Source organism: Alteraurantiacibacter buctensis (genome assembly GCF_009827655.1).
In the GTDB taxonomy this organism is placed as follows: Bacteria; Pseudomonadota; Alphaproteobacteria; order Sphingomonadales; family Sphingomonadaceae; genus Alteraurantiacibacter; species Alteraurantiacibacter buctensis.
Genome location: NZ_WTYV01000006.1, coordinates 238,794 through 256,833 on the forward strand (window position 1 = coordinate 238,794; position 18,040 = coordinate 256,833).

An 18,040-nucleotide genomic window follows, 5' to 3' on the forward strand; every position below is an offset into this window, starting at 1 on the left:
TGCGTGCCGGCGAGTTGAAGGACTGTTGAAGGCGTATGAGCGATAACGATGAAACCCCGCAGCGCGAACGCAAGCCCCTTGGGCTGAAGCGATCGGTTGACGCGGGCCAGGTCCAGCAGACCTTCAGCCACGGCCGCACCAACAAGGTGGTGGTCGAGGTAAAGCAGCGCCGTGTCCTCAGGAAGCCCGGCGAGGCCGCTCCCGCCGCAGCCCCGGTGGCCGCTCCGCCGCCGCCGCCTCCTCCGCCCCCGCCGCCCCCGCCGCCGGTGCAGCGCAAGGCTGCGCCTTCGGGCGAGACCCCGCAGGAGCGCGTTGCCCGCCTGCAGCGCGAGGCCGAGGAAGACCGGCTGCGCATGGCCGAGGAAGCCCGCCGCCGCGAGGAGGAGGAGAAGGCTCGCGCGCTTGACGAGGAGAAGCGCCGCGCCGAGGACAACCGCCGCGCCGAGGAAGAGGCCGAGCAGCGCCGCGCTGCCGAGGCCGAGGCCGCAAAGAATGCGCCTGCCCCGGCGCCCGCCCCTGAAGCGCCCGCTGCCGAAGAGGCCGCGCCCGCTGCCACGTCCGGCGAGACCGCCCCGCCGCCGCGCCGCTTCACCCCGGTGGAACGGCCCGAGCCGCGCCGGCCCGAGAAGGAAGCCGTCACCAGCAAGAAGCCCGAGCGCAAGGCGCCCGGCGGCCCCGGTGCCGGTGGTGGCAAGGCCGGCGAGCGCGACCAGCGCCGCGGCAAGCTGACCGTCAACCGTGCGCTGAACGATGACGAGGGCGCCCGCGCCCGCTCGCTGGCCGCCCTGAAGCGCGCCCGCGAGAAGGAGCGCCGCGCGCACTATTCGGGCCAGAGCCAGCAGCGCGAGAAGCAGGTGCGCGACGTGGTGGTGCCCGAGGCGATCACCGTGGGCGAACTGGCCAACCGCATGGCCGAGAAGGGCGCCGACCTGGTGAAGGCGCTGTTCAACATGGGCATGATGGTCACCGTCAACCAGACGATCGACCAGGACACGGCGGAGTTGCTGGTCGAGGAATTCGGCCACAACATCCAGCGGGTCAGCGACAGCGATGTCGACATCGACCATGCCGAGGATACCGATCCGGCCGAAACGCTGGTGACGCGTCCGCCGGTGGTGACGATCATGGGCCACGTCGACCACGGCAAGACCAGCCTGCTCGATGCCCTGCGCGGTGCCAACGTGGTGAAGGGCGAGGCCGGCGGCATCACCCAGCACATCGGTGCCTACCAGATCACCACCAAGAGCAAGGACAAGATCACCTTCCTCGATACCCCGGGCCACGCCGCGTTCACGCAGATGCGCCAGCGCGGCGCCAACGTGACCGATATCGTGATCCTGGTGGTGGCGGCGGATGACGGCATCATGCCGCAGACGATCGAGGCCATCAATCATACCAAGGCTGCCGGCGTGCCGATGATCGTGGCGATCAACAAGTGCGACAAGCCCGAGGCCAACCCGCAGAAGGTGCGCGAGCGCCTGCTGGAGCACGAAGTGGTGGTGGAAGCCATGTCGGGCGACGTGCAGGACGTGGAACTCTCGGCCAAGACCGGCAAGGGCCTGGACGACCTGATCGAGAAGATCCTGCTCCAGGCCGAACTGCTGGAACTGAAGGCGCGGCCCGACCGCGCCGCCGAAGCGACCGTGATCGAGGCCAAGCTGGACAAGGGCCGCGGCCCGGTGGCCACCGTGCTGGTCAACCGCGGCACGCTGAAGGTGGGCGATACCTTCGTGGTCGGCACCGAAAGCGGCCGCGTGCGCGCCCTGATCGACGATCACGGCAAGCAGGTGAAGACCGCGCCGCCATCCACCCCGGTGGAAGTGCTGGGCCTGGGCGGCGTGCCCGGGGCCGGTGACGTGCTGACCGTGGTGGAAAACGAACAGCGCGCCCGCGAAGTGGCGGCGTTCCGCCAGGACAAGGCCAACGAGAAGCGCACCACGCTGGCTCCCACCAGCTTCGATACGATGTTCTCCAATCTGAAGAGCAATGTGATCGAATACCCGGTGGTGGTGAAGGCCGACGTGCAGGGTTCGGTGGAAGCCATCGTGACGGCGCTCCACAACCTCTCGAACGACGAGATCAAGGTCCGTGTGCTGAACGCGGGCGTTGGTGCCATCACCGAGAGCGACGTGACCCTCGCAGCCGCCAGCAAGGCGCCGATCATCGGCTTCAACGTGCGCCCGAACCCGAACGCGCGCCAGCAGATCGAACGGCACAAGACCCGCATGATGTACTACGATGTCATCTATCACCTGACCGCCGACGTGGCGAAGGAGATGGCCGGCATCTGGGGCCCCGAGCGGATCGAGCACGTGGTCGGCCGCGCCCGTGTCCAGCAGGTGTTCCCTGCCGGCAAGCGCGACAAGGCCGCCGGCCTGCTGGTGCTGGAAGGCGTCATCAAGAAGGGCCTCAGCGCCCGCCTTACCCGCGACGACGTTATCGTCTCGGCCACCACCATCGCCAGTCTGCGGCGCTTCAAGGACGACGTGGACGAAGTGCGCGCCGGCATGGAATGCGGCACGGTGCTGGCCGATACCAACGACATCAAGGCGGGCGATCAGCTCGAAATCTTCGAGGTCGAGGAACGCGAACGGACGTTGTAACCTGCTTCCCCCCCTCCCGCTTGCGGAAGGGGCCGGGGGCGGGCGCGGCCAGCGGAAAGGGTGGACTTTGGCATGACCCGCTACGTCGCCTTCTTTGCCAGCATGAACGTGGGGGGGAACCGCCTGACCATGGCGGACCTGCGCGAAGCGCTGGAGCGGGAAGACATCGCAGATGTCGAAACTGTGGTCGCCAGCGGCAATGTGCTGTTTTCGTATGACGAACGGCCGACCGATGGCCTGTCCGAGATGCTCGAATGGATCGTGCAGGACAGGTTCGGCTTCAAGACCTTCGCCGCCGTGCGCGATGCGGCCGAGGTGCGCAGCGCGATTCTGGACAACCCGTTCCGCGCCGATGGCCAGCCCAACCTGGTTCACACCGTGTTCCTGGATCGCGAACCCGACCCCGACCAGTTCAGGGTGATGCTGGCGGCCTATGAGGGCAGGGGGCCTGAACGGCTCGCCCTGGGGCCGCGCTGCATGTATATCGATTTCGTGGACGGCGTCGGCACCAGCAAGCTGACCGGCGCCTTCACCGACCGCTACATGCAGGCGCGCGGCACCGCCCGCAACCTCAACAGCCTGCAACGCATATTGGACAAGATGGAAGCCTGATGCCCAAGCACACCGCCACCGGAGAAGACCAGTCGGTCCGCCTGCTTAAGGTGGGCGAGCGCGTGCGCCACATCCTGTCCGAGCTGCTGGCCCGCGGCGAGGTGCATGACGACACGCTGAGCGCGGTGACCGTCAGCGTAACCGAGGTTCGCATGTCGCCCGACCTGCGCAATGCCAAGGTCTACGTGAAGCCGCTGCTTGGCAGCGATGAGGCGAAGGTGGTGAAGGCGCTGCAGGTCCACACCGCCTTCTTCCAGCGCGAGGTGGCCCAGCGGCTGGGCCTGAAGTTCGCCCCCAAGCTGCAATTCCGCGCCGATGAGAGCTTTGACGAGGCGATGCGGATCGACCAGCTCCTCCACGATCCGCGCGTGCTGCGCGATATCGGAGAAGACGAGGAGTGAGCATGGCAAATGCCGACCTGCTGGCCGCGCCGATGGTGGATGCGGACTGGCCGGGCGGTCGCGTGGACGTGGTGCCGCTTGCAGAAGGCCACCGCGAAGCCTTGCGCGCCTGCTGCCTGCCGGACGATCCGGTGTGGCAAGTCTATCCCTACAACATGAGCGGGGAGCGGTTCGATCCGCTGTTCGACCTGGCGCTGGCCGCGCCGGACAGGAAGGTTTTCGCCATCCTGGTAGACGGCACGGTGCGCGGGATGACGGCCTATGCCTCGGTGCGGGCCGACCGGCAGGGGCTGGAGGTGGGCGGCACCTTCCTGGCCCCCGCCGCGCGCGGCACGGGCCTCAACGCGCGGGTCAAGCAACTGGTGCTGGATCGCGCCTTCGCTGCCGGCTTCCGCCGCGTGGAGTTCCGCGTCGACAAGCGCAACCTGCGATCGCAGGCCGCGGTGCGCAAGCTGGGCGCGGTGGAGGAGGGCGTGTTGCGGGCCGAACGGATAACCTGGAACGGGCACCTACGCGATACCGTGGTGTTCAGCCTGCTGGCGCACGAGTGGGCGAGCGCCTGATGGCCAAGCTCTATTTCTACTATGCCAGCATGAACGCCGGCAAATCGACCACGCTGCTGCAGGCCGCGTTCAACTATCGCGAGCGCGGCATGGCCACCATGCTGTGGACCGCCGCGCTGGATGATCGCTCTCCCGGCCGCCCCATCGCCAGCCGCATCGGGCTGGAGGCGGACGCGCACCTGTTCGCAGCCGAGACCGACATGTGGGGCGCGATCATGGCCGCGCACGCGGTGGAGCCGCTGGCCTGCGTGCTGGTGGACGAGGCACAGTTCCTTTCCCCCGACCAGGTGTGGCAACTGGCCCGCGTGGCGGATGAAGGCGGCATTCCGGTGCTGTGCTATGGCCTGCGCACCGACTTCCAGGGGGCGCTGTTCCCGGGCTCCGCCGTGCTCCTGGGCATTGCCGATGCGCTGGTGGAGTTGAAGGCGGTGTGCCACTGCGGGCGCAAGGCCACCATGAACCTGCGGGTGGACGAACACGGCGCGGCGGTGAAGGCCGGGGCGCAGACCGAAATCGGCGGCAACGACCGCTACGTGGCGCTGTGCCGCCGGCATTTCAGCCATGCGCTGGCGGGAAAGCTGGCGGGTTGACCGCGCTGCCCCTATTTACCCGCCCATGACCGATACCCTGATTCAGGCGCTGATCCTGATCCCCTGCCTGATCATCGCCATCGTCACGCACGAGGTGGCACATGGGCGCGTGGCGCTGGCGCTGGGTGATACCACTGCACGTGACCTTAAGCGGCTCAGCCTCAACCCGCTGCGCCATGTCGATCCGGTGGGTACGCTGCTGGTGCCGGGCGCGTTGGCGCTGGCTGGCGGGCCGGTGTTCGGCTGGGCCAAGCCCGTGCCGGTGCGGATGGACCGGCTGAACAACCCGCGCTTCGGCATGATGGCGGTGGGTGCGGCGGGGCCGGCGGTAAACATCGTGCTGGCGCTGATCGGCGCGCTGGCGCTGGGGCTGGTCGTGCGCATGGCCGCCGGATCGGCCGAGATCGCCTCGCCGCTGCTGGTGCAGGCGGTGATTACCTTTATCGGCATCAACGTGTTCCTGGCCATGTTCAACCTGCTGCCGATCCCGCCGTTCGATGGCAGCCACATCGTGCAGGGCCTGCTGCCCGAAAGGTTGGGCGCGGCCTATGGCAGCCTGCAGCGCTATGGCATGGTGGTTTTCGCCCTGCTGGTGGCGCTGACCTGGCTGGCGCCCGAGCTGGGCATCATCGAATGGCTGGTGGGCGGCCCGTTCAACTGGGTGATGGATCACCTGATCGCCTTTGCCACCACCATCGCCGGCGAATGACCCGCCATCCCCCCGCCACCAGTGGCCCGCACGGCTGGCTGATCCTCGACAAGCCGCGCGGGCTGGGCTCCACACAGGCGGTTGCCGCCGTGAAGCGCAACCTGCGCGAGGCGGGCTTCAACATGAAGCTGAAGGGCGGGCTCAAGGTTGGCCATGGCGGCACGCTGGACCCGCTGGCCGAGGGGGTGCTGCCGGTCGCCCTGGGCGAGGCAACCAAGCTGTGCGGGCGAATGCTCGACAGCGACAAGGTCTATGCCTTCACCATCCGCTTCGGCGAGCAGACCGATACGCTGGACACCGAAGGGCCGGTGATCGCCACCAGCGATGCGCGGCCCACGCTGGCGCAGGTGCAGGCGGTGCTGCCGCGCTTCACCGGCGCAATCGAGCAGGCCCCGCCGATGTTTTCCGCGATCAAGGTGGATGGCCGCCGCGCCTATGACCTGGCGCGGGGCGGGCAGCTTGTGGAGATGAAGCTGCGCAGCGTGACGATCCACGATCTCCGGATCCTCCCCTCTTGGGGGAGGTGGCAGGGCGAAGCCCTGACGGAGGGGGCGGGTCGGGGCGGGACGACCCCCTCCGACCCCCTGCGGGGGCCACCTCCCCCAGCGGGGGAGCTTCTGGAAAACGTTACCCTGGAAGCCCACGTCTCCAAGGGCACCTACATCCGCAGTCTGGCACGGGACATCGCGCTGGCGCTTGGCACGGTTGGCCACGTCACCTATCTGCGGCGCACCAAGGCGGGTCCGTTCACCGCGGATCAGGCGATTTCGCTGGACTTGTTGAACGAAATCGGTAAGGGCGCGCCACTTGAAGACCACCTCCTGCCGCTGGAGGCGGGGCTGGACGGCATCCCGGCCCTGACCCTCGATCCGGAAAGCGCGCAGGCGGTCCGCCAGGGCCGGGTCATTTCCGGATTGCCCCATCCCGACGGGCTCCACCTTGCGATACTGGGCAAAGACCCTGTCGCGCTGGTGGAAATCGAAGGGGGCACGGCCACGGTCGTGCGCGGGTTCAATGTTTGATGATGCTGCGAAAGGTATGAAGCAATGTCGGTTACCGCCGCCAAGAAGACCCAGATCATTGAAGACAACGCGCAGCGCCCGGGCGATACCGGTTCGCCGGAAGTGCAGGTCGCCATCCTGACCGAGCGCATCCGCAACCTGACCGAGCACTTCAAGACCAACCACAAGGACAACCACTCGCGTCGTGGCCTGCTGATGATGGTCAACAAGCGCCGCAGCCTGCTGGCCTATCTCAAGAGCAAGGATGTGGCGCGGTACAACGCGCTGATCCAGAAGCTGGGTCTTCGCAAGTAAGAGTTTCGAGGGGGCGGCTCGGGAACGAGCCGCCCTTTCGCTATTGGGAGTGCCGCACGAAAAGTGGACCCTGTTTTCGGGTTCGCGGCACGACCGCAAGCTGGCTCCTTTGCAATCCGGCAAAGGCGGCCATCCAAGGGGCCAGAAGCGCCCCGCACCGGACCGGGACGGCATCCCCGGCACATGAGGCCCCGCCCGGCAATGTGGCCGCGCGGGTTCACGAAGGAAGACTATGTTCGACACCAAGACTGTATCGCTGGAGTGGGGCGGCAAGACCCTCACTCTGGAAACCGGCCGCATTGCCCGTCAGGCTGACGGCGCGGTCCTCGCCACTTACGGCGAAACCGTTGTTCTTTGCGCGGTGACCGCCGCCAAGAGTGTGAAGGAAGGGCAGGATTTCTTCCCCCTTACCGTCCACTACCAGGAAAAGTTCTCCGCCGCCGGCCGTATCCCGGGTGGCTTCTTCAAGCGCGAACGCGGCGCCACGGAAAAGGAAACGCTGGTTTCCCGCCTGATCGACCGCCCCATCCGCCCGCTGTTCCCCGAAGGTTTCTACAACGAGATCAACGTGATCTGCCAGGTCCTGTCGTATGACGGCGAGACCGAGGCCGACGTTGTGGCGATGGTTGCGGCGTCTGCCGCGCTGACCATTTCCGGCGTGCCCTTCATGGGCCCGATCGGCGCCTGCCGCGTGGGCTTCATCGATGGCGAATACGTCCTCAACCCCAAGCAGGACAAGGCGCTGGAAGACGGCCGCCTGGACCTGGTCGTGGCTGCTACCCAGCAGGCCGTGATGATGGTTGAATCGGAAGCCAAGGAGCTGACCGAAGAGGAAATGCTCGGCGCGGTGATGTTCGCGCACGAGGAAAGCCGCAAGGTCATCGGCGCGATCATCGATCTGGCCGAGCAGGCCGCCAAGGATCCGTGGGAAGTCGACCTGAGCGACAACACCGCCGACATCAAGAAGAAGCTCAAGGACCTGATCGGCAAGGACGTTGCCGCAGCCTACAAGCTGACCGACAAGTCGGCGCGTTCCAACGCGCTGAACGAAGCCCGGGCCAAGGCCAAGGCGGCGTTTGCCGATGAAACCCCGCAGACCCAGATGGTCGCCATGAAGACCATGAAGAAGGTGGAAGCCGATATCGTGCGCACCGCCATCCTCAAGGACGGCCAGCGCATCGACGGGCGCAAGCTCGACCAGGTCCGCCCGATTGAATCGATGGTCGGCTTCCTGCCGCGCACCCACGGTTCGGCGCTGTTCACCCGCGGCGAGACGCAGGCGATCTGCACCACCACGCTGGGCACCAAGGAAAGCGAGCAGATGATCGACGGGCTGGAAGGCCTATCGTACCAGTCGTTCATGCTGCACTACAACTTCCCGCCCTACTCGGTGGGCGAGGTCGGCCGCTTCGGCGCTCCCGGCCGTCGCGAGGTTGGCCACGGCAAGCTGGCCTGGCGCGCGCTGCACCCGGTGCTGCCCGCCAAGGAAGACTTCCCCTATACCATCCGCATCCTGTCGGACATCACCGAGAGCAACGGCTCGTCCTCGATGGCCACCGTGTGCGGCGGCTGTCTGTCGATGATGGACGCCGGCGTGCCGATCGCGCGCCCGGTGTCGGGCATCGCCATGGGCCTGATCCTGGAAGGTGACGAGTTCGCCGTGCTGTCCGACATCCTGGGTGACGAAGATCACCTGGGCGACATGGACTTCAAGGTGGCCGGCACCGAAGCGGGCATCACCACGATGCAGATGGACATCAAGGTGGCCGGTATCACGCAGGAAATCATGGCCAAGGCGCTGGAACAGGCCAAGGCCGGCCGCACCCACATCCTGGGTGAAATGCAGAAGGCGCTGGGCTCTGCCCGCACCGAACTGTCGGCCCATGCCCCGCGCATCGTGACCATGCAGATCGACAAGTCGAAGATCCGCGACGTGATCGGCACCGGCGGCAAGGTGATCCGCGAGATCGTGGCCGAAACCGGTGCCAAGGTGGACATCGACGACGAGGGCGTGATCAAGATCTCGTCGTCCGACCTGGCGCAGATCGAGGCCGCCAAGGCGTGGATCTCGGGCATCGTCGAAGAAGCCGAAGTGGGCAAGATCTACACCGGCAAGGTCGTCAACATCGTCGACTTCGGCGCTTTCGTGAACTTCATGGGTGGCAAGGACGGCCTCGTCCACGTGTCCGAAATGAAGAACGAGCGCGTGGAAAAGCCCACCGATGTCGTGTCCGAAGGTATGGAAGTAAAGGTCAAGGTCCTCGAGATCGACCCGCGCGGCAAGGTCCGCCTGTCGATGCGCGTGGTTGACCAGGAAACCGGCGAGGAACTGGAAGACACCCGTCCCGCCCGCGAACCGCGCGAACCGCGCGGCGACCGTGGTGATCGCGGTGATCGCGGCGGTGACCGTCGTGGCCCGCGTGGCGGCGGTGACCGTGGTGGCCGTGGCGGCGACCGCGATCGTGGTCCGCGCGGCGGCGGTGATCGTGACCGGGGCGACCGCCCCCGTCGTGACAACGATGGCGACCGTCCCAGCAGCGGCGGTGGTTCCGACCACCTGCCGGCCTTCCTGAAGGACGACTAAATACCAGCTTGAAAGGCCCCGGCTCCCGGTAAGGGATCAGGGGCCTTTCCCCACGGGTGGGAGAGAGGGCCGCAGGGCGCAAGCCACTGCGGCCCCATTCTTTTTTGCCTTTGTGGTCAGATGATAATCGGCCCCTTGCCTTCCGCTGCGAATGTAACGAAACGTATCAAGGCAATGGACGGCGGATTCGTATACCTGCTTCAGCGCGTATTCCGCCGTCTGCCACTGGCAGGTGGGCGGCCCCTGCTGGCCGTGCCGGCGGGCCTGGCGATAACCGCGGTTGCCTTCGCCTTGCGCATGGCGCTCGACAGCGAGCTGCCTTCCGGTTTCCCCTACGTCACCTTTTTTCCCGCCGTGGTCATCAGCGCGGTGCTGTTCGGCTTGTGGGGCGGGATCAGCAGCGCGGTGCTGGGGTTCCTGCTGGCGCGCTGGTACTTCGTGGCGCCGGTCGGATCGCTCAGCATGGCGGGCGGTGCGGGCTGGGCGATGGGCCTGTATGTCTTCGTGGTGGTGGTGGACATCATCGCCATCCATTCCGCCCAGGTGGCCATGGGCAGCCTCGACCGCGAGCGACAGCGCAACCGCGACCTGGCGGAAAGCCGCCAGTTGCTTTTCCATGAGTTGCAGCACCGGGTGGGCAACAACCTGCAGATGGTCGGCTCGCTGCTCTCGCTCCAGGGCCGCCGGGTGGCGGACGGGCCCGCGCGCGAGGCCGTGGCCGAGGCTGCCCGCCGGGTGCAACTGGTGGGCAAGATCCAGCGCACGCTCTACGAGCCCGAAGGCTCGCAGCGCAGCCTTTCGGTCATGCTGGAGGAACTGGTGCGCGATATCGTCGCCAGCGGGTCCGATGGCACGGTGAGCGTGCGGATGGACGTACAGCACGATGCGGTGATCGGTGCGGAACAGTCGATCCCCGTGGCGCTGATCGTGGGCGAGGCGGTGAGCAACGCGCTGGAGCACGGCTTCACGCCGGGTGAGGGCGGCACCATTACCGTTGCCGTTGCGGGCCACCGGCTGGACGGGGCCGGGGGCTTGCGCATCACGGTAAGCGATGATGGCCGGGGCCTGACCGAAGGTTTCACGCTGGAAGGCAGCACCAGCCTGGGCCTGCGCATCGCCCGATCGCTGGCGGGCAGCCTGGGCGGAAGCTTTGTCGTGGTACGCGCGGACGGTGCGGGTGGCGGCACCCTGGCCACGCTCGATTTTCCCCTGACCGCCACGGCCTGATCCTCCTCGTCGTGGTTTGAGGCTTGGCGGTCGCGCCCCCGCCGTGACAAAGCCGTGCCACAGACAAGAACCACAAACGGGAGAGCGCACTGTGGAAGAGACGATCGATTTCGACAAGGTCGGGGCCATGGCCGGCAAGGTCATGCATGACGTGGCCGGCGCCGTCAGCCTGATGATGGCCTACCTGGGGGACCAGGCCGGCGTGTTCGCGGCGATGGACGGCGAGGGGCCCATAACGCTGGACCAGCTTGCCGCCAAGACCGGCATGGAGCCCAAGTACCTGCGCGAATGGCTGGGTTCGGTCTCCGCCGCCGGTTACGTCGATTTCGATCCCGTGGCGGAAACCTTCTACCTGCCGCCGGAGAAGGCGCTGGTCTTCACCCGCGAGGGCCAGCCCGCCTGCATGCAGGGCTTCATCCAGGCCGTGATTGCGCAGTACGAAATGCACGAGAAGGCGGTCGACGTGTTCAGGAGCGGCAAGGGCCGCCCGTGGAGCGACCATTCGCAGTGCCTGTTCTGCGGCACGGACAGGTTCTTCCGTCCCGGCTATGCCGCCAACCTGGTCAGCAACTGGCTGCCCGCGCTGGACGGCGTGGTGGAGCGGCTGGAGGCAGGCGCCAAGGTGGCCGATATCGGCTGCGGCTATGGCAGCTCCACCGTGCTGATGGCCAAGGCCTTTCCCAGGTCGACCTTTGTGGGCATCGACTTCCACGAACCGAGCATTTCTGCGGCGAGGAAGCAGGCGGCAGAGGCAGGCGTCACCAACGTCAGCTTCCAGGTGGCCAAGGCACAGGACTTTGCCGGTGACGGGTTTGACCTGGCCTGCATTTTCGATGCCCTGCACGACATGGGCGATCCGGTGGGCGCGGCGGCGCACATCAGAGCGGCGTTGAAGCCCGATGGCGTGTTCATGGTGGTCGAGCCCATGGCGGGCGACACCATGGCCGAGAACATGCACCCGATGGGGCAGATCTTCTATGGCTTCAGTTGCATGGGCTGCGTGCCCGCGTCGCTGGCGCAGGAAGTGGGCCTCGGGCTGGGTGCGCAGGCGGGCGAGAAGCGGCTGGCGGCGGTGCTGAACGAGGGCGGCTTTGCCCGCGTGCGCCGGGCCACGCAGACCCCCACCAACATGGTGCTAGAAGCGCGGAACTAACTGACCGCGCTGAGCGCCGCCTTCACGTCGGCCTTCGCCGCCCGCCCCGGCTTGCCCGCGCGGCGGGTGGCGACCATCACCGTGTTGCGGCCCGCCTGCTTGGCGGCGTAGAGCGCGCCATCTGCCAGGGCCACCACGTCGGATGCGCCCTTGGCCGTTTCCGGGATTGCCGCCACGCCAAACGAGGCGGTGATCGGCATGGTATGCACCGCGCCCAGGCTCTCGATCCGGGCGCGCAGCATCTCGGCCTTCAGGCGGGCATCCTCCAGCCCGCAGTTGGGCAGGATTACCACCAATTCCTCGCCGCCATAGCGGGCCACCACGTCGGCCGGGCGCAGCGAGCCGACCATCTGCGCCGCCACCTCGCGCAGCACGGCATCGCCCTTGGCGTGGCCCTGGGTATCGTTGAGCTTCTTGAAGTGGTCGAGGTCCACCATCACCACGGCCAGCGGGCTGCCGTCGCGCTCGGCCAGCGAGATGTAGCGATCCAGCGCGTCTTCCATGTAGCGGCGGTTGTAGAGCCCGGTCAGCGGATCGCGCAGCGACTGGGTGCGCAGCTTTTCCTGCAGGCCGATGTTGGCCAGCGCCAGGCTGACCGAATCGGCCAGCGCGCGGGCAATGCGCCGCACGGCCTGCAACTGCGCCGTCCCGTTATCGCTGGCGATGGCCAGCATCAGCAGGCCATGCACCTTGCCGCGCGCCACCATCGGCACTTCCAGCGTGGAGAACACGCCGTTGTTGTGCTGGCAGCACAGGGTGCCCTTTACCGGGTCGTTGATGTGCGCCTTGCCGCGCTTCAGCGCCCAGCAGTTGCCGGGAACCAGCGCGGGCGCGGGGTCGCAATCGGGCCCCTGCGGCCAGTGGCGCACCAGGTCCAGCCGGTCGTTGGAATTGTTGAAGATGTACAGGCCGCCGCGGAACTGCGGCAGCAGGTGGACGGCGGTGGCTTCCAGGATCGCGCCCACGTCCTCGTGGTTCTGGGCGCTTTGCAGCATGTCGGTCATGGCGAAGAGTTGCTCGATCTGCTGGCGCGATTCCTCTGCCTCGCGCAGCAGGCGGGCATGTTCGGCAATCAGCGCCAGCGAGCGTCCGGCGATCAGGCGCGACATGGCGAACTGGGCCAGCATCAGCGCGGCCCCCACCAGCGTCAGCACCGTGGCCCCCGGCCCGTCCAGCGTCAGCGCGAACAGCAGCAGCAGCGCCGTCCCGCACTGGCCGATCCAGAGCAGGCGACGAAATCTGTGCAAGGCTGCGCCATCGCCGAACGACGGCTGGGTTTCGGACATCCTGATCCTCCAGGCCGCGAACCATAGCGGTAATTGGTTAATGCATTGGTCCCCCTGATGCCGAAATCCGCATGATTTTCAAAGCTTTCCAGAAAGTTGCCGCAAGCATACGGATTCCCGCGCGGAGCCTCTGGCCAGACCCGAACAATTGCGCCATTTTCCCGGGGACAAGGGAGAGAAGCGAACAATGGAACAACTCACAGGCAAGGTGGCCTTCATCACCGGCGGGGCCAGCGGCATCGGTCTGGGCATGGCCAAGGCCTTCCTGGCCGAAGGCATGAAGGTGAGCCTGGCGGACTGGAGCGACGAGCATATCGCCAAGGCCAGGGCCCAGCTTGCCGGCAACAACGCGGTGTTCTTCGTGAAAGCCAACGTGGCCAACCGTGACAGTCTGCAAGCCGCGGTGGACGAGACGCTGGCCCACTTCGGCAAGATCCACGTGCTGTGCAACAATGCCGGGGTCAACGGCGGGGGCACGGCGGCCAGCCCGGATTTCGATGACTGGGACAAGGCCATGGCGGTCAACCTGGGCGGCGTGGTCAACGGCACCAAGATCGTTGCCCCGATCATCCGCGCGCAGGGCGAGGGCGGGCACATCGTTAACACCAGCAGCATGGCCGGGATCGTGCCGCTGCCGGGCCTGGCGGCCTATTCCACCGCCAAGTATGCCGTGCGCGGCTTTTCCGAGAGCCTGCGGATGCAGCTTGCCCCCAAGGGCATCGGCGTGTCCTGCCTGTTCCCCGGCGCCACCCGCACCGCGCTGGTGCCGCTGCCCGAGGACGATCCCAGCATCGATGAGGCGAATGCCCCGGAATTCCTCAAGACGCTGTGGGATGCGATGCGCGGCGCGATCGACCCGGAAGATACCGGGCGCATGGTGGTGGACGCGATCAAGGCCAACCGCTTCTACATCTTCACCAACCGCGAGTTCCTGGACGAGGTGCGCCAGCGCCATCGCGAGATCGAGGATGCCTTCCCCACCGAGGAACCGACCCCCGGCCGCGTGAAGTTCGAGAACATGCGGGCCGAGCAGGTGCGCAACCTGATGGCCCCGGGCAACCGCCCCGTGCCCAAGGAGGACGAGGCCGACATGGTGCTGGACCTGGGATCCAAGTCGCCCGCCGGCGGCCAGTAAGGAAAGGATGGCGATGATCTACCTGCTGCGCCACGGCCAGACCGAATTCAACATGGAGCGGCGCATCGAGGGCCGTTTCGACAGTCCGCTGACCAGCCAGGGCCGCGAGCAGGCCCGCGCCATGGGCTTGAAACTGGCCGAACTGATCGGTGACGACGATGATTACGAGATCATCGCCAGCCCGCAGGAGCGGGCGCACCAGTCCGCCCTGATCGTGCGTGAGGCGGCGGGCATATCCCGCCCGGTGATCACCGACGCGCGCCTGCAGGAAGTGGACGCTGGATCGTGGGAGAAGCACCACTTCGCCAGCATCTGCGCGCGCGACCCGCTGGTGGAGGCGGAACCCTGCTACCTCGCCGCCTGGGCCAGGCATTGCACCGATGGCGAGGGGCTGGACGCGGCGATGGAGCGGCTGTGGGGCTGGCTGCGCTGGGCCGGCAACCGCAACGTGGTGGTCGTCAGCCACGGCGTGGCCGGATCACTGCTGCGCGCGCTCTATGTGGGCGAGGAACGCGAAGCCATGCTGCGCTATCACTCCAGCCCGCAGGACCGCTTCCACCGGCTGGATGGCGGCTGGGTGGAGGAAGTGCCGGTCGGCTGACCGGCAGCGCCGGTCGCCCCCCTTTTTGCCGATATCAACCGTTTGCCACGCAAAGGGTCTGGCCTTTTGCCGCGTTTGCAGGAATGATCGCCGCAGACGGGCGCCGACCCGGGGGAGAAGGATCGATCATGTCACACGCCGATGCGGCTGGAGCCGCTGCCACGGGGGCCGTGCCGTTCAGCCAGGCGATTTCGCGCCAGCCCATCCGCGGCTGGTCCATCGCCGCCTTCGCCATATGTATGCTGGTGCTGATCTGCGACGGGATGGACGCCCAGTTGCTGGGCATTGTCGCGCCCAAGGTGATCGAGGATTTCGGCGTGGACCGGGGCACCTTCGGCCTGGCCATGAGCGCCGCGCTGGTGGGCTTCGGCCTGGGATCCTGGGGCGGCGGCTGGCTGGGTGACACCATCGGCCGGCGCTGGTCGCTGGCGCTGTCCACCGTGGTCTTCTCGCTGGCCACCATCGGGGCCAGCTTGGCGGCGGACGTGGAGCAGATGGCCGCCTGGCGGCTGGTGGGCGGGCTTGGCTTCGGCGGGGCCTATGCCACGGCGATCACCCTGGCGGGTGACTGGCTGCCCGATCGCTGGCGCTCTGTGGGGGTGACCACCATGTCGGTCGGCACCCCGGCGGGCGGCACCGTGGTGGGTTTCATGGCACCGGGCCTGCTGGAGGATTACGGCTGGCGCGGCGCTTTCGTCATCGTGGGCGGGCTGACCCTGCTGGTGCTGCTGCTGATCATCTTCGCGCTGCGCGAAGGGCCATCGTTCCTGCTGTCGCGCGGCAAGGTGGAACAGGCACACAAGGTGGCCGCCCGCGTGCTGGACGAACCGTTTACCCTGGCCCCCGAAGTCCACCCGACCGATCTTGACGGCAAGAGCACCGGCGTGTTCGCCTCCACCAACACCCGCTTCAACATCGGCGTGGGGCTGGCTTTCGGCTCGGCCGCGCTGATGGCCTATGGCATGCTCAACTGGGGCACCACCTTCCTGACTGCCAAGGGCTTCGGCTTCGAACTGGCGGCCTATGCCGTGTCGGTCGGCGGCATTACCTCGATCGTGTCCTCGATCCTGGCCGGCTTGCTGGTGCAGAAGTTCGGCTCGCGTATCGTGCAACTGGGGCTGGGTGTGGCCTTGGCGGCCACGCTGCTGGTGCTGCTGCTGAAGGTCAACGGCATGGACGCGTCCTCGTCCTCGGCCGACCAGACGCTGGTGGTGGCGCTGTTTGGCCTCGCCGCCGCGCTGTTCAGTTGCGCGGTCGCCAGCATGTATGCGCTGATGACGCACGGCTATCCGCCATCGTGCCGTTCGGCCGGGATCGGCTTCGGCATCTTCATGTCGCGCGTGGGCGCGGTGGCGGCTTCGCTGTTCGGCGGCACGCTGATCGACATGGGCGATGGCAGCCTGGCACCCTATTTCGGCGTGCTGATTGCTGCTGCGGGCCTGCTGGCGGTGGCCACTTTCGTGATCGATCGCCACGTCCCGCCCGCGCGAGCCACCCGCACGGCGGGCTGATCCAAGGTCTGCCTTGCACCCCGGGCAGGGGGGTGGCACAATCGCGTTCATGGCAAGACAACCGGCCATGGGCCGGAGAGATCCGCCACACCGTTGCAGTTCCTCGCTTGGGGGTGGGGCATGCACATAGACGTGGACGAGTATTCCCGCCGGGTTGAGGCAATAGGTGCGTGCACCGAAGTGGTGCCCCTGCGCCAGGCGATGATGGACGCTCTGGCGCTGTTTGGCGTGTCGCAGGCCTATTTCCTTGCCCCGCTCACCCGCGATACCCGCGTGCCCCGCATCCTGACCAACTGGGGCATGCCCTGGTCCTGGGAGAAGCAGTACCGCGAGCGCCTGTACCAGATAGACCCGCTACCCCTCCTGGTGATGGACCGTCCCGAGCCGGTCTACTGGCCGCGGGACCTGGCAGGGGCGGACCTGTCCGTCCGCCAGCGGCGCTACCTGGAGATCGCCGCGCAGTACGGCATGGCGCGCGGGGTGGGGGTGGCCTGTTTCGCCCCCGCCGGCCGCAGCGGCTTTCTGGGCGCGATCCTGCCCGAGGGCGGGGATGAGCCGGACGCCGCCGACCTGCGGCGGATCCAGTCGGTGGGGCAGACGGCCTTCCGCGTCTATTGCAACATCGTGCAATATTCCGAGACGCTGCCCGCGCTTTCCAGCCGCGAGATGGAGGTGCTGTACTGGATCAGCCGCGGCAAGAGCAATTCGGTGATCGCCGAGATCCTGGGCATCTCGCCCAGTTCGGTTGATGTCTACGTGCGCCGCCTGTTCGCCAAGCTGGACGTGACCGATCGCACCACGGCATCGGTCAAGGCCATGTCGCACGGCCTGCTGGTCTCGGGCGAGTACGAGCGGTTCGTGGCCGATCAGCGGGCCCTGCAATATGGCGAGAACCCGCCAAGGGCAGACTGAACGCGGGCTGTCCCTGTCGGGCAACCACGTTACATGCGCGATTTCTAAAGCACCCATATATGCGCCCCCGAGGCCAGCGACGGCTCTTCGGGTCGCGTCGATGAGTGTCTTGGTCTCGGCACCCTGGACCCCAAGCCAGGGTGCCTTAGGGATTTACCCGAGATCGTGCGGCCCTGCGTGGCATTCTCCTCCCCCCCCCCCTCGCGGCGTGGGGTCGCACGTCCTCTCTCCTGTCTGCCGCAAGGCGGATACGGCGCCGAGGCGCGCCCGCGCGTCGCCCCTACCTGTCGCGCGGGCCGCCAAAGCCTCGGTGCAACTTCACCCCTTGCGGGATCGCAGGAACGAGAAAGGCCCGGTTCCATGGGATGGAACCGGGCCTTTCCTGTTTCGCGTCCTGCGGGCTCAGCGCACTTTAGCGCACGCGCGGGCCGCCGAAGGGCAGCGGGGGCGGGGGCCGGCGGGCGCCGCGCGGCAGCTGTGCCTGGTAGGCCCGGCCGCAGTGGTCCACGCAATAGGGGAACCCGGGGTTCACCTTCTCGCCGCAGAAATGGAAATCCGCCTCGCCCGGATGGCCCATCGGCCAGCGGCACACGCGGTCGTTCAGGTCCAGCAGGCTGGTCTTGCCGGCAATCTCGGGGCTGGGCTTGGCCGGCACGCGGCGGCGCGGCGGGGCGGGCGGGATCGGTGCCTGCTGCTCGCCCGGACCCTGGCGCACGAAGCCGCCGGGGCCAACCGAGTGGACGCGCAGGTTCTCGCGCGGGGGCAGCGGCTGGCTGTTGCCATCGGCCGCCGGTGCGGCGGCAGCGGGAGCAGCCGAGGGCGCAGGCGCGGCGGGGC

17 protein-coding genes are annotated in these 18,040 nt (G+C 67.3%); 15 read left to right on the forward strand and 2 right to left on the reverse strand.

All coding sequences use genetic code 11. From position 1 onward, the window contains the following. Positions 1-35 precede the first annotated feature (35 nt). From infB to GRI99_RS15065, 11 genes are all read left to right on the forward strand, one after another. The gene (infB, locus tag GRI99_RS15015; protein ID WP_160772872.1) at positions 36-2,603 is read left to right on the forward strand and encodes a translation initiation factor IF-2; all 2,568 of its coding nucleotides are present in this window, start codon (positions 36-38) and stop codon (positions 2,601-2,603) included. Positions 2,604-2,675: 72 nt separating this feature from the next. Then, positions 2,676-3,215: a DUF1697 domain-containing protein gene (locus GRI99_RS15020; protein WP_160772873.1), complete on the forward strand. Its 540-nt coding sequence runs from the start codon at positions 2,676-2,678 to the stop codon at positions 3,213-3,215. Beyond that, positions 3,215-3,616: a 30S ribosome-binding factor RbfA gene (rbfA, locus tag GRI99_RS15025; RefSeq protein ID WP_160772874.1), complete on the forward strand. Its 402-nt coding sequence runs from the start codon at positions 3,215-3,217 to the stop codon at positions 3,614-3,616. The genes GRI99_RS15020 and rbfA overlap by 1 nt, the downstream gene beginning before the upstream one ends. 2 nt (positions 3,617-3,618) lie before the next feature. Beyond that, positions 3,619-4,179: a GNAT family N-acetyltransferase gene (locus GRI99_RS15030; RefSeq protein ID WP_160772875.1), complete on the forward strand. Its 561-nt coding sequence runs from the start codon at positions 3,619-3,621 to the stop codon at positions 4,177-4,179. Next, positions 4,179-4,769 carry a thymidine kinase gene (locus tag GRI99_RS15035; protein WP_160772876.1) on the forward strand — a complete coding sequence of 197 codons (591 nt, stop codon included), beginning with the start codon at positions 4,179-4,181 and terminating at the stop codon, positions 4,767-4,769. The genes GRI99_RS15030 and GRI99_RS15035 overlap by 1 nt, the downstream gene beginning before the upstream one ends. Before the next feature lie 25 nt (positions 4,770-4,794). Next, positions 4,795-5,478, forward strand: coding sequence for a site-2 protease family protein (locus tag GRI99_RS15040; RefSeq protein WP_160772877.1), 684 nt, complete (start codon positions 4,795-4,797; stop codon positions 5,476-5,478). Beyond that, complete coding sequence (gene truB, locus GRI99_RS15045) at positions 5,475-6,500, forward strand: tRNA pseudouridine(55) synthase TruB (RefSeq protein WP_160772878.1); 1,026 nt, start codon at positions 5,475-5,477, stop codon at positions 6,498-6,500. Before GRI99_RS15040 ends, truB begins: the two co-directional genes overlap by 4 nt. A 24-nt stretch (positions 6,501-6,524) precedes the next feature. Beyond that, entirely contained in the window at positions 6,525-6,794 is a 270-nt protein-coding gene (gene rpsO, locus GRI99_RS15050) for a 30S ribosomal protein S15 (protein WP_160772879.1), read from the forward strand. Positions 6,795-7,026: 232 nt separating this feature from the next. Beyond that, complete coding sequence (gene pnp / locus GRI99_RS15055; RefSeq protein WP_160772880.1) at positions 7,027-9,378, forward strand: polyribonucleotide nucleotidyltransferase; 2,352 nt, start codon at positions 7,027-7,029, stop codon at positions 9,376-9,378. Positions 9,379-9,552: 174 nt separating this feature from the next. Next, complete coding sequence (locus tag GRI99_RS15060; protein ID WP_160772881.1) at positions 9,553-10,605, forward strand: sensor histidine kinase; 1,053 nt, start codon at positions 9,553-9,555, stop codon at positions 10,603-10,605. A 91-nt stretch (positions 10,606-10,696) separates the two neighbouring features. Next, a complete protein-coding gene (locus tag GRI99_RS15065) occupies positions 10,697-11,758 on the forward strand; it encodes a class I SAM-dependent methyltransferase (protein ID WP_337192933.1) in 1,062 nt (353 codons plus the stop codon). Here GRI99_RS15065 and GRI99_RS15070 read toward each other — a convergent pair. Continuing rightward, complete coding sequence (locus GRI99_RS15070; protein ID WP_160772882.1) at positions 11,755-13,044, reverse strand: sensor domain-containing diguanylate cyclase; 1,290 nt, start codon at positions 13,042-13,044, stop codon at positions 11,755-11,757. The genes GRI99_RS15065 and GRI99_RS15070 overlap by 4 nt on opposite strands. A 187-nt stretch (positions 13,045-13,231) precedes the next feature. On the opposite strand from GRI99_RS15070, the gene GRI99_RS15075 reads away from it, so the two are divergent. The 4 genes from GRI99_RS15075 to GRI99_RS15090 all read left to right on the forward strand — a co-directional run bounded on the left by GRI99_RS15075 (position 13,232) and on the right by GRI99_RS15090 (position 17,203). After that, positions 13,232-14,179, forward strand: coding sequence for an SDR family oxidoreductase (locus GRI99_RS15075; protein ID WP_160772883.1), 948 nt, complete (start codon positions 13,232-13,234; stop codon positions 14,177-14,179). A gap of 13 nt (positions 14,180-14,192) precedes the next feature. Beyond that, a complete protein-coding gene (locus GRI99_RS15080) occupies positions 14,193-14,780 on the forward strand; it encodes a histidine phosphatase family protein (protein ID WP_160772884.1) in 588 nt (195 codons plus the stop codon). A gap of 128 nt (positions 14,781-14,908) precedes the next feature. Then, positions 14,909-16,291, forward strand: a complete 1,383-nt coding sequence (locus GRI99_RS15085) for an MFS transporter (protein WP_160772885.1) — start codon at positions 14,909-14,911, stop codon at positions 16,289-16,291. A gap of 132 nt (positions 16,292-16,423) precedes the next feature. After that, on the forward strand, positions 16,424-17,203 hold the full coding sequence (locus GRI99_RS15090) for a LuxR C-terminal-related transcriptional regulator (protein ID WP_160772886.1): 780 nt from the start codon (positions 16,424-16,426) through the stop codon (positions 17,201-17,203). A 412-nt stretch (positions 17,204-17,615) separates the two neighbouring features. Here the strand turns inward: GRI99_RS15090 and GRI99_RS15095 are convergent. Continuing rightward, positions 17,616-18,040 (reverse strand): GcrA family cell cycle regulator (locus tag GRI99_RS15095; protein ID WP_237438371.1); only part of this gene is annotated, 425 nt, incomplete at its 5' end.